The organism is Methylobacterium sp. WL9 (assembly GCF_008040035.1).
GTDB lineage: Bacteria > Pseudomonadota > Alphaproteobacteria > Rhizobiales > Beijerinckiaceae > Methylobacterium > Methylobacterium thuringiense.
Genome location: NZ_VRVE01000110.1, coordinates 1 through 11,906, shown reverse-complemented (window position 1 = coordinate 11,906; position 11,906 = coordinate 1). Strand labels below are relative to the sequence as shown.

10 protein-coding genes and 1 pseudogene are annotated in these 11,906 nt (G+C 69.8%); 7 read left to right on the top strand and 4 right to left on the bottom strand.

From position 1 onward, the window contains the following. Positions 1-1,069, bottom strand: a 1,069-nt coding sequence (locus FV217_RS20505) for a 1-deoxy-D-xylulose-5-phosphate synthase N-terminal domain-containing protein (protein ID WP_147819370.1), incomplete at its 3' end; no start/stop codon positions are given. Positions 1,070-1,411: 342 nt separating this feature from the next. Here FV217_RS20505 and FV217_RS20500 point away from each other — a divergent pair. The 4 genes from FV217_RS20500 (at position 1,412) to ettA (ending at position 4,688) form a co-directional block, all read left to right on the top strand. Continuing rightward, positions 1,412-1,639 (top strand): hypothetical protein, encoded by a 228-nt coding sequence (locus tag FV217_RS20500; protein ID WP_147819368.1) that lies wholly within the window; start codon positions 1,412-1,414, stop codon positions 1,637-1,639. A gap of 13 nt (positions 1,640-1,652) precedes the next feature. Then, a complete protein-coding gene (locus FV217_RS20495) occupies positions 1,653-2,540 on the top strand; it encodes a DNA/RNA non-specific endonuclease (RefSeq protein WP_147819366.1) in 888 nt (295 codons plus the stop codon). Positions 2,541-2,550: 10 nt separating this feature from the next. Beyond that, positions 2,551-2,820, top strand: a complete 270-nt coding sequence (locus tag FV217_RS20490) for a hypothetical protein (RefSeq protein WP_147819364.1) — start codon at positions 2,551-2,553, stop codon at positions 2,818-2,820. Between the two features lie 215 nt (positions 2,821-3,035). Beyond that, on the top strand, positions 3,036-4,688 hold the full coding sequence (ettA, locus tag FV217_RS20485; protein WP_147819362.1) for an energy-dependent translational throttle protein EttA: 1,653 nt from the start codon (positions 3,036-3,038) through the stop codon (positions 4,686-4,688). Between the two features lie 3 nt (positions 4,689-4,691). On the opposite strand, the gene FV217_RS20480 is transcribed toward ettA, so the two are convergent. The 3 genes from FV217_RS20480 to FV217_RS20470 all read right to left on the bottom strand — a co-directional run bounded on the left by FV217_RS20480 (position 4,692) and on the right by FV217_RS20470 (position 7,691). After that, positions 4,692-5,543, bottom strand: coding sequence for a formyltransferase family protein (locus FV217_RS20480; RefSeq protein WP_147819360.1), 852 nt, complete (start codon positions 5,541-5,543; stop codon positions 4,692-4,694). Next, the gene (locus FV217_RS20475; protein ID WP_147819358.1) at positions 5,540-6,310 is read right to left on the bottom strand and encodes an SDR family NAD(P)-dependent oxidoreductase; all 771 of its coding nucleotides are present in this window, start codon (positions 6,308-6,310) and stop codon (positions 5,540-5,542) included. Before FV217_RS20475 ends, FV217_RS20480 begins: the two co-directional genes overlap by 4 nt. A gap of 61 nt (positions 6,311-6,371) precedes the next feature. Further along, entirely contained in the window at positions 6,372-7,691 is a 1,320-nt protein-coding gene (locus FV217_RS20470; RefSeq protein WP_147819356.1) for a capsular biosynthesis protein, read from the bottom strand. 403 nt (positions 7,692-8,094) lie between these two features. On the opposite strand from FV217_RS20470, the gene FV217_RS20465 reads away from it, so the two are divergent. The 3 genes and pseudogenes from FV217_RS20465 to FV217_RS23560 all read left to right on the top strand — a co-directional run. Further along, positions 8,095-9,972 carry a capsular biosynthesis protein gene (locus FV217_RS20465; RefSeq protein ID WP_246683052.1) on the top strand — a complete coding sequence of 626 codons (1,878 nt, stop codon included), beginning with the start codon at positions 8,095-8,097 and terminating at the stop codon, positions 9,970-9,972. Positions 9,973-10,092: 120 nt separating this feature from the next. Then, on the top strand, positions 10,093-11,583 hold the full coding sequence (locus FV217_RS20460; protein WP_147819352.1) for an LTA synthase family protein: 1,491 nt from the start codon (positions 10,093-10,095) through the stop codon (positions 11,581-11,583). A 155-nt stretch (positions 11,584-11,738) separates the two neighbouring features. Beyond that, positions 11,739-11,906, top strand: a pseudogene (locus tag FV217_RS23560) (sugar transporter); the annotation flags it as partial.

The following is an 11,906-nucleotide window of genomic DNA, read 5'->3' as shown; positions in this document are numbered from 1 at the left end:
CCGCGGTGATCGCCACCACCTTCGGGTCGGCATCGGCCGCCTTGATCAGGCTCTCGCCGAAGACGCGGGTATAGGCCGGGGCGTTGGGCTTGGCCTTGGCCTGCACGCCCGAGATCACGTCGAACTTGACCACGCCGTGGTAGCGGTCCGCGCTCGCCTCGGCCGGGCCGTAGCCCTTGCCCTTCTGCGTCACGACGTGGAGCAGGATCGGGCCCTCGCTCGCATCGCGGACGTTCTTCAGCACCGGCAGCAGGTGGTCGAGGTTGTGGCCGTCGACCGGGCCGACATAGTGAAAACCCATCTCCTCGAACATCGTGCCGCCGCCGACGACGAGGGAGCGGGCGTATTCCTCGGCCTGCACCGCGCGCTCGTAGAGCCGCTTCGGCAGCAGCTTGCCGAGTTGCTTCGCCGTTTCGCGGATCGAGCGGTAGGTGTCGCCCGAGGCCAGCCGCGCGAGGTAGGCCGACATCGCGCCGACCGGCGGGGCGATCGACATGTCGTTGTCGTTGAGGATCACGATCAGCCGCGAATGCAGCGCGCCGGCATTGTTCATGGCCTCGTAGGCCATGCCCGCCGACATCGAGCCGTCGCCGATCACCGCGATCATGTTGCGACGGTTTTTTGGGGTTTCGCCGCGCGCCTTCAGATCGGCTTCGTGCAGGTCGCGGCCCACCGCCATGCCGAGCGCGGCCGAGATCGAGGTCGAGGAATGCGCCGCGCCGAAGGGGTCGTACTCGCTCTCGCTCCGCTTGGTGAAGCCCGACAGGCCCCCGCCCTGGCGCAGCGTCCGGATGCGATCACGCCGCCCGGTGAGGATCTTGTGCGGATAGGCCTGGTGGCCGACATCCCAGACGATGCGGTCGGAGGGCGTGTCGAAGACGTGATGCAGGGCCACGGTCAGCTCGACCACGCCGAGGCCGGAGCCGAGATGCCCGCCGGTCACCGACACGGCGTCGATCATCTCCGCCCGCACCGCATCGGCCACGGCGCGGAGGTCCGATTCCGGTAGACGCCGCAACGCGTCCGGGGTCGGGAGGTCGTCAAGGATCGATACGTCGACAAGAGCCAAAGTCGTCACCTGCTGTTCGTCGCGTTCCCACCACACGGGCGGATCTTCGAGGCCGTCGCCCGTGGCGCGCTGGCCGACTCCGCCGGACGGCAAAGCCGCCATCCTGGCGTAAGAAGCCTATCTCGATCCGGCCTTACGGTGCCATGATCCGGCGAGAGGCGGGACGCGGCATCAAGAGCTTTCGAGCGGTCCGCGTGCCTTTACGGTTAAGGCAGTTCGGTCCGCTCGCCTACAAGGCCCCGGGCATTACGGAATAGGGCGGCGATGATCAATATTGTGCATGCATTTTTCCGAGATGAGGGGCTCCGGTGCAACACAGGGTCGCGTCGCGCACTGGCTCGGATGCTGCCGCTCGTCGCCTTCATGCCCGCGTTGATCGCGTTCGACGTCCATGCGGCCGATGCCGCGCGCTCGCGATTCTGTGATTGGCCGACCGCGTGTCCCGGCCGTCGTCCGCCGGGCGCGCCCGACCGTGATGCCCGCCCGTTCGAGGGAACGCTCGGCCGGCCCTGTGCATACCGCTGGCGCTACACCCCGTCCGGCACACGCCAGGTGCGGGTCTGTTTTTAGGACAACCGGCATCATGATGCAGGATGCCCGCCGGCGAGCGCCTGCGCTCCTCGCCGCGCTCGCTCTCGCCGTCGGGCCCGCCGGGGCATCCGAATCCTGCCCCCGGCATTTCGCCGGCGGGCGGCCGCCGATGCTTGCAGACCCGAAGCTCGCCGCGGATACCGCGCCGCTCTGTTTCGACGCCTTCGCGATCCTGTTCTCGGGCCGTTCGCGGACGCCGCTCTATGCGGCCGAGCGGCTGACGCGCGCCAGCGTCGCAGCGGCACGCACCGTCGACCGGGCCGACGCGTTCCACGAGGAGGACCGCCTCCCCGCGCGTACGCGCTCGGAATTGGGCGACTACGTCCGAAGCGGCTACGATCGCGGCCACATGGCGCCGGCGGCCGACATGCCGACGCCCGAGGCGCAGGCCCAATCCTTCAGCCTGGCCAACATGGTCCCGCAGAACCGCACGGCGAACCGCAACGTCTGGTCCGGCATCGAAGAGCGCGTGCGCCGGCTCGCGGTCCGGCGCGGCGAGTTGTTCGTGGTCACCGGCCCGATCTTTTCGGGGCCGGCCGCCGAGGCGATCAACGGCCGCGTCCTGGTGCCGACGCAGATCTACAAAGCCATCTACGATCCGGCCCGCGGCGAGGCCGCCGCCTATCTCGCCGGAAACGACGCGACGGGTGCGTGGCGGGCCGTCTCGATCGCGACGCTCAAGGAGACCGCCGGGATCGACGTGTTTCCCGCGTTGCCGGACGCCGCCAAGGCGCGGGCGATGAGCCTGCCGGAACCGCTCGCGTCGTCCCGAGACGGCGGCCGTTCGGGCGCCGACGAGAGCTTCGGGTCCTGGGCGAAGCGCGCGCTGCACCAGATCCTGCGGCGCGTGTGGCGCGACCTGATGCGATCGATCTTTTGAGGAGAGTTCGATGCCCGACACGTCGCAGCCGGAGTTCCGACCCTTCGCCGATGATGCCGGCGTCCAGAACTTCGAAAACCTGTCGTTCGAGAACGGCACGACGCGGATCGCGCTGTACGGCTCGCTCGATCTCACGCGAGACCGGACGGGGCTGGACCGTGCGAGGGCTCTGCGGGCCGTGCTCGATGCGATCGTGACGGCGCTGGAAGCCGAGGACCTGCCTCAGGCCGTCGCCGAGACCACGCGAGCCTCCACGACCGTCAAGAATCCTTTCGCCTGAACATCCTGGCGGCCGTCGCGGCGTCGGTCCGCGCAGGCGACCGACACCCCCCGCATCCTTGCCGGGTCGTGGGCGCCCTGTTACGTCGGCGGGAATATCCCAATCGCTCAACGCGGATCGATGAAACCCGCGACGCGGCTCGATGGCGAGCCCGCGCCGGATCTCGACCCGCGACGGCCGCCCTGCGGCCGGCCGGAACCACGAGGACACCACGAATGGCCCGCGAATTCATCTACCACATGAAGGGTCTGACCAAGACCTATACCGGCGGCAAGAAGGTCCTCGATAACGTCAACCTGTCGTTCTATCCGGACGCCAAGATCGGCGTCCTGGGCATCAACGGCTCGGGCAAGTCGACCCTTCTGAAGATCATGGCCGGCATCGACACGGAGTGGACCGGCGAGGGCTTCGTCGCCCAGGGCGCGCGCGTCGGCTACCTGCCGCAGGAGCCGCATCTCGATCCGGACAAGTCGGTCCGCGAGAACGTGATGGAGGGCGTGGCCGAGAAGCAGGCGCTGCTCGACCGCTACAACGAACTCGCCATGAACTACTCCGACGAGACCGCCGACGAGATGACGGAGCTCCAGGACAAGATCGAGGCGGCCAACCTCTGGGAGCTCGAATCCAAGGTCGACCAGGCCATGGAAGCGCTCGGCTGCCCGAGCGACGAGCAGCCCGTCGCCACCCTGTCCGGCGGCGAGCGCCGCCGCGTGGCCCTGTGCAAGCTGCTGCTCTGGGAGCCGGAACTGCTGCTCCTCGACGAGCCGACCAACCACCTCGACGCCGAGACGGTGAACTGGCTCGAAGGCCACCTCAAGAACTACCCCGGCGCGATCCTGATCGTGACCCACGATCGCTACTTCCTCGACAACGTCACGAGCTGGATCCTCGAACTCGATCGCACCAAGGGCATCCCCTACGAGGGCAACTACTCGGCCTGGCTTGTGCAGAAGCAGAAGCGCCTGCAGCAGGAGGGCCGCGAGGACATGGCCCGCCAGCGCTCGATCAACCGCGAGCAGGAATGGATCGCCGCCTCGCCGAAGGCCCGCCAGTCGAAGTCGAAGGCGCGTATCACCCGCTACGAGGAGCTGGTGGCCAAGCAGAACAACAAGGTCGACGCCTCGGCGCAGATCGTCATTCCGATCGACGAACGGCTCGGCAACAGCGTCATCGAGTTCGACCACCTCAACAAGGCTTTCGGCGACCGCCTGCTGATCGAGGATCTCTCGTTCAAGCTGCCGCCGGGCGGCATCGTCGGCGTGATCGGTCCGAACGGCGCCGGCAAGACCACCCTGTTCAAGATGATCACCGGCGCGGAGAAGCCCGACGGCGGCGACATCTCGGTCGGTGCCACGGTGAAGCTCGGCTACGTCGACCAGTCGCGCGATGCGCTCGATCCGGCGGCGACCGTCTGGCAGGAGGTCTCGGGCGGCAACGACATCATCTATTTCAACAAGCGCGAGATCAATTCCCGCGCCTATTGCGCGGCCTTCGCCTTCAAGGGCGGGGACCAGCAGAAGAAGGTCGGCACGCTCTCGGGCGGTGAGCGCAACCGCGTCCACCTCGCCCGCACGCTGAAGGGCGGTGCCAACGTCCTGCTGCTCGACGAGCCCACCAACGATCTCGACATGGAGACGTTGCGGGCGCTCGAGGATGCGCTCGAGGATTACGCCGGCTGCGCCGTCATCATCAGCCACGATCGCTGGTTCCTGAATCGCATCGCGACCCACATCCTCGCCTTCGAGGGCGACAGCCACGTCGAGTGGTTCGAGGGGAACTTCTCGGATTACGAGGAGGACAAGAAGCGCCGCCTCGGGACGGATTCGATCCTTCCGAAGAAGCTGAAGTACAAGAAGTTTTCGCGGTAGTCCTTAGGCGTGGAGGCTGACGGCCTCGCGCAGGTCTCGCGCATCCGTCAGCCGCCGGCCCGCCCGTCGCATCGCCCCGAGCATCGCGCGGTCGGGAAACCCGCAATAGGGCTGGACCGGAACCGTCCGCCCCTGCGGCACCGCCCCGGTGGCGGCGATCCCGTCGAGAACGCTTTCCAGAAGCGGCAGGCCACGTTCGTGCAGCACGATCGCTGCGCGGCTCGCCGTGACGTCCGCGGGAAGACTCACGGCCTCCTGAGCCAGGATCGCGCCGGCATCGATCGCCGGCGCGAGCCGGTGCACGGTGACGCCGAAGGCGCCCTCCCCGTCGGCCAGCGCGTGGATCGTCGGCACGGGGCCGCGGTGGCGCGGCAACAGGCTCGGATGGACGTTCAGGCCGCCGAGCGGCGCCATCGCCAGCGTCTCGGCCGACAGGATCTGGTCGAAGTGGAAGGTCACGATCAGGTCGGGCGCGTGCCGGCGAAACAGCGCGGCGACCTCGGGCCCGTTCACGTCGTCGAGGCTGGCGGTCGGGATGCCGAGGCGCCGGCACAACGGCTTCAGCGGCGTTGCCTCCGGCAATTCACCGCTGCCGGCAAACCGCTGCGTCAGCGGTGAGAGCGGGCGCAGCAGGTCGGGCAGTCCGAAATTCACCGCGAGATAGGGCAGGATGCCGGGGCCGGAGCGGGCGAGGTGGCGGCGGACCTGTCCGACGAGGCCGCCCGTCGAGGGCCGCTCGGCGTTCGACAGGCCGACGAAGGCGATGCTCCCGGCATGGTCGGCGACGAACCGGCGGACCGTGCGGGCGTTCGGCAAGGCCTCCAGCGCGAACAGCGCGAGCCGCGGCCGGGTCATCGGGTGTCCTGCCGGATGCGGAAGCTGAAGGCGCGCATGCCGAGTTCGCGCAGCCATTCGGGGGCAAGCCCCGCTGCCCGGGCCGCGTGAAAGAGCAGCCATGGAAAGGCGATGACGGCGGCGTTGCGTGCGAGCCCGCGTGCGATTTTCCGGGCTGCCACCTCGGCGCTGGTCTCCAGCGGGCGCCAACCCTGATAGGCGCTGCCCATCGCCGTCTTGACGTAGCCCAGCGTCACGACGTTCACCTGCACGCCGAACGGCTTCAGCTTCTGGCGGAGCGCCAGGCCGTGGGCGAGCAGGGCCGCCTTGCTGCCGCTATAGGCCGGCGCGTCGGGCAACGGCGCATAGGCGGCGAGCGAGCCGACGAGGCAGATCTGGCCGCTGCCGCGGGCCTTCATGAGCTCGATGCAGGGCAGGACGACGTTGAGCGCGCCGGAGAGGTTGGTGTCGAGCGTGGCGAAAGCCATCTCCTCGGTCTCGATGCCGCCGTCCGGATGGCCGCCGTTGATGCCGGCGGCGATGATCGCGAGGTCGAGCGCGGTCTCGGCATGGAGCGCGCGCACCCGTGCCCCCACGGCCGTCCGGTCGCGCACGTCGAGGGGCTCGATGCGGACCTCCGCGCCTTGCGCCCGGCAGATCCCGGCGATGGCGTCGAGGCGGACCGGATCGCGGGCGTTGAGGACGAGGAGCGTTCCGGGCCGGGCATAGTGGCGGGCGAGGGCCGCGCCGATGCCGCTGGAGGCGCCGGTGATCAGGATGACGGGCATTTTTGAAGCTGACGGATTCGCGGGAGGCCGGCTCAGGCCGAGTCGGCCACGCGTCGGGCGATCAATAGACCGGCGAGAGGGTGCCGTCTTCGGTGCCACTCTCGCGGGCCGAACGCGCGAGGGCGAGGGCCACGGGCGGTAACACGGATTCGAGCCTCGGCACCGCGCCGGCGACGGCCCGCTCGATCGCCGGCTTCGAGAAATAGCCGCCGTTGATCTGGGTCCGGTGGATCACCACGCGGCGGAAATCCGCCATCAGGTCCAGGTCGGGCGGCGTCGGCGCATGCCAGAAACTGTCGATCCCGCCCTGATGGGTCAGGCCCGGCATGTTGTAGATCGCGCTGCCGGTGGCCAGGGTCGGGCGCCCGCGCTCGAGCGACAGCATCCCTACCGTTGAGTTGACGAGGACGACGCCGCGGCTGCCGTCGATCAGCGCCTGCAGGTCGCCGCCGTCGATGAAGTCGATCCGGTCGTTGACGCCGTGGCGCTTGGCCGACTGACGGGCGCGCTTGCGCCAGTCCATGATCCCGCTGTCGAGGGGATGCAGCTTCACGAGCAGGCGCGTCGCAGCGCCGGGATGCTGACCGCAATACTTGGCGAAGGACGCGATCACCCGGTCCATGAAGCCCTCGACGCCGAGGAACGGCGAGTGCACCCGGATCTGGTAGTCGCTGTCGAGCTGGAGCGGCAGCAGGAAGTAGTCGGCCTGGATCGCGCCGTAGATCCGGTTGACGTCGGCCGCATGCCGCCGCGTCCGGCCGCGCCGCAGGAACTTCTTGATCCAGCCGCCGTACTCGGCCGCGATGTGGTTCGGCCGATGGCTGCGGAAACCGGGATAGAAATACGGGAAGCCGATATTGGCGAGGTTGTAGGCGATGTCCCAGACGCTGCGCCGGGCCATGTCGCCGGAGAGCGGCATCGCGCGACCCTGCTGCGGCAGGCGGCGGGCGATCGCCCGGATCTCGGCGGCGCTCTTGGGCAGCGAGGAATTGCCGTTCACGCCGCCGTGCTCGCAGGTGATCCAGTTCGGCCGGACGTAGCCCTCCTCGAAGACGTGCACGCGCACGCCCAGCGGCTTGGCCGCCAGCATCGCGGCCACGTGATAGGGCCGGCAATCGCCGAACAGCACGAGGTCGGTGACGGCGTGCTCGCGGATATAGGCTTCGAGATGGCCGGCCCAGTTCTCGCTGCTGCCGCGATAATCGTCGCAGTCTCCGCGCCAGAACAGCCAGTCGCCGGAGGAGAAGTTGATCCGGCGGACCTTGTGCCCGCGTTCGCGCAGGGCATTGCCGAGATCGGAGAAGAACGGGGAGGCGATGCCCTGCAGAAACAGGAAAGTCGCGATCGGCGAGCGCGGGGTGTTCGGACGGGGCTGCGGCATGCCGGAGTGTTTTGTCCTGGGCCCGCTGCGATCCGAGCCTTCGGCTGTCATGCCGGCCGCTCTCGAGATGGGTCGCACGCTCCCGGATCCCTGATCAATCCGAGTTTCTGCGTGCATTCTGGTTTCCCGAGGCGCGTTGCCGGTGGGTCACAGGCCGTTGCGCGAGCGGGTTAGCTGTCGCCCCGGATTGCGGCCTGCATGTGATGCTCGCCCGGAAAAAGCGGCCCGGCCGAAGCCAGCATTCGCTTTCGCGGTGAAGAGCGGGTTAAGCGCTGGCGTCGCCGCCGACATTTCGGTTCGACGGGCGTTTCCCGAGGTGATCTAAGGCGCGCTTTCCCGCGCACCGCCCGTCCGGCCTCCCATGTCCAAGCCGCCGCCATCGTCGCTGTTTCCGACCGGGCGCATGATTCGGCATCTGCGCCGCGAGATCGAGGCCGTCACCGGCAGCGTCTTCGCGCAGGGCCCGAACGGCGTCTTCGCGGCACGCCGCGGCTCGCTGGCCGAGTCGACGCTGACGGCCGTGGGCCGTTCCGTGCTGAGCGTCGCGCCCGGTCCGCTGCTGAGCCCCTACGATACGCCGGAGACGGGGTTCGCGAGCCTGCGCGTCACGCTCGACGGCCGGCCGTATGGTGGTGGCGAACCGTCTGCCGGGCTCGCCGGTCAGTTGCGCCGCCATCGCCCGTTCGGCGCCAACCGGGCTCCGCCGGCGGCCCCCCTGCCGGAGATCGTCTCGGGCCGTCCGGCTTTGGTCCTGGTCGAGCCGGACCTCGCCGCCGCACCGCGCCGCCTGCAGGCCTTTCTCGACCGCGTGCTGGCCGCGGTTCCGGATGGCCGCCTCGTCGCGGCCGGCCCGGACGGGGTCCCGGCGCTCCGTCTCGCCGTGCCGCGTCTGAGCGTCCTCGCCGAACCCGTGGATCCCTGGTCCCTGTTCGACCGGGTTTCGCGGGTCTACGTCGCGAGTGAGGACGCCGCCTGCGAGGCGCAGCTGGCCGGAGTCGAGACGATCTGCCTCGCCGCGGACGGCTCGCGCGCGACGCCCGATCCGGCGCGGTCGCTCGCCCTGCGCTACGGCGCCGGCGTATACGCCTTCGATCCCTGGAGCCGCCGTCCGATTCCGATGGAGCAGGCCGTGGAACGGGTGGCGTGGCTGCGCGAGACCTTCGCCGGTCAGGCGCGCCGCACGGTCTATGTCGGCATCTCGCGCTGGAAGCGTCCGGCCCTCGACGTCTTCGCCGACGGCCCCGCCGGCCCTCCGATTCACACCATGACCGCGGAGGATGCCGTCGCGGCGGCCGTTCGGAACGGTGCGCAGGTCCAGGCCTGGGCGACCCGGATGCCGGAGCGCTTGGCAGCTCTCTGCGACGAAGCAGGAATTCCGCTTTCGCGGATCGAGGACGGTTTTCTGCGTTCGGTCGGACTCGGCGCCAGCCTGCAGCCAGGCGCCTCGATCGTCGTCGACGATTCCGGCATCTACTACGACCCGCGCACCGAGAGCCGCCTCGCCCGGATCCTGAAGCAGACTGCGTTTGCGCCGGAGATCGTGTCGCGAGCGCGCGCGCTGCGGGAATCGATCGTGGCGCGGCGGCTCAGCAAGTACAATGTCGGCTTGGCAGAAGTCGGGACCGACTGGCCGTCCGGCCGGCGGATCGTGCTGGTGCCGGGGCAGGTCGAGGACGATGCCTCGGTGCAGTACGGCTCACCCCTGGTGCGCACCAATCTCGGGCTGCTGCAGGCCGCCCGCGCCCGCAACCCGGACGCGTTCCTGCTCTACAAGCCCCATCCCGACGTCGAGGCGGGTTTCCGGCCGGGGGCGATCCCCGACGCGGACGCGCTGGCGATCGCCGACCGGCTCGTCGGCGGCCTCGCCATCGTCGACCTGCTCGACCGGGTCCACCACGTCGAGACCATGACCTCGCTCGCCGGTTTCGAGGCGCTGATCCGCGGCCTCACCGTGGCGGTCCACGGCCGTCCCTTCTATGCCGGCTGGGGCCTGACCGAGGATCTCGCCCCGAACGCGGATCGCGGCCGCAGGCTCGCCCTGGACGAACTCGCGGCCGGCGCGCTGATCCTGTATCCGCGCTATCTCGATCCCGTCGCGATGAAGCCTTGCGAGCCGGAGCAACTGCTCGACCGGCTCTCGGCCGTGCGTGACGCGGCGGGGCCGTCCCGGCTCGCCATCGGCAGCGTTCGTCACGGGGTGATGCGCGCCCGCTACGCCCTTCTGAACCCGATCGTGCGACGCCTGCGCGCCCGCCGCGGCGTCCGTGGCGCCCCACGCTAGGCAGCGTCGCGCTGGCTGGTCAGCGCGGATCTGCCTAGCGTCTTGTGTTGCCGCGGGTTTTCCTCGGAAAGCCGCGGGGCAGCTTACCGAAACCAGCTCAGAAACCCCCTGCCGTTTCCGATGTCCGTGATCCTGCCCCTCGTCGTCGCCCTCGCCGGCTCCTTCGCGATCGAGGCCGCCGCCACGCCCCGCCGGGTGAGCGTCCGGCCCGGCGACGTCGCGATCCGGCTCGGCTCCTATGCGCTGATCGCGGCGTTCTGGTTCGTGTTCTCGTGGCGGCCGTGGCTCGCCTGCCTGTCGATCGTGGCGACCATCGTGGTCACGGTGCTGATCAACCGCCTCAAGCGCCGCGTGCTCGGGGAGCCGCTGGTGTTCAGCGACCTCGCCCTGCTTCGCCAGGTGCCGCGGCATCCCGAACTCTACTACACCACGCCGCTGACCCATCCGCGCACGGCGGGGCCGCTGCTGCTCGGGTTCGCCGCCGCCGCCTTCTGGTACACGGTCGAGCCGGCGGCCCTGCCGCACGGTCTCGGTCCGAGCCTCGCTGCGATCGTCGCGCTGCCGCTCGCCCTGCTCGCACTCGGGTTCGCGGCCCGGACCCGGCCCGGCCGCGCCGCGATCGCCGCGCGCTTCCCCGTGCCGGACCTGGAAGCCGACGTGGCCCGCTACGGCGTGCTCGCCACGATGCTCGCCTATTGGGCACGCCGCGACGCCGAGGCGGCAGCGCCGCCATCGGCGGAACCACTGTCCCTGCCGCCGGACCGCGGTGACGCGGTCGTCGTCGTGGTCCAGCTCGAATCCTTCATGGATCCGGCCCGCCTCGGCGGTGCGCCCCTGCCGATGATGGAGCGGGTCCGCAGCGAGGCGGCGCAGTACGGCCGGCTCACCGTGCCGACGCACGGGGCCTACACCATGCGCTCCGAGCACGCCGCGCTGACCGGACGCGAGGGCGCGAGCCTCGGCTTCGGCGGCTTCGACCCCTACCTCTCCAGCGGCGGCCGCGAGCCGACGAGCCTCGCCCGCCTCGCGCGGGCGGCGGGCTACGAAACGGTGTTCGTCCACCCCTACCACCGCGACTTCTTCGACCGCGCCGGCGTGATGAAGGAACTCGGCTTCGACCGCCTGATCATGCACGAGGATTTCGCGGACGCCCCGCGCGTCGGCCCCTATGTCGGCGATGCGGCGGTGGCCGAGCGCATCCTGGCAGAGGTGCGGGGGCGGCGCGGTCCGATCCTCGTGTTCTGCGCCACCATGGAGAACCACGGCCCCTGGAAGCCGGGTCGGCTCCCCGGCATCGACGACCCGCTGGAGCAGTATTTTCACCATGTGGGCAATGCCGGCCGGGCGGTCGAGGCGCTGGTCGACGGGCTCTCGGCGGACGAGGCGACGCTGTGCGTCTTCGGCGATCACGCGCCCTCCCTGCCCTGCTACCGCCCCGGCGACGGGGATCCGCGGACGGATTACGCCCTGTTCCGGTTCGGCCGTCCGTCCACGGACGCGCCGCGCCGGGTCGATCTCCGGATCGCGGCGCTCGGGTGTCGCCTGCGGGACGCAGTCCGTTCCGAAACGGCGTCGGCGTCGGATCCAAGCGTGGCCGTGCCACGCTCGTGACGTATTGGTGCCGAACGGCTGAGCTTGGGCCGGCTGACGCCGCGCCCCGGTCGATCTCAGGCACCCGTTAAACCGATCGCAGCGATTTGACGGGTATTCGGAAGAGACCCAGCCCCGGGAGCGGGTTCGCCCGTGCGCCGGATGGAGATGTGTTCATGGTGCGTATCGCGGCTCCCGCAGCCCTGCTGGCCTGTCTGGCCTCGGGCTGCTCGTATCTGCCGGCGTCTGGTCCGACGTCGCGTGCGATCGTGGACGGGGCGGACGTCGCGACGCCCCAGGGGGTGTATGCGCGCTACGAGCTGATCGACGTCGACCCGGCGATC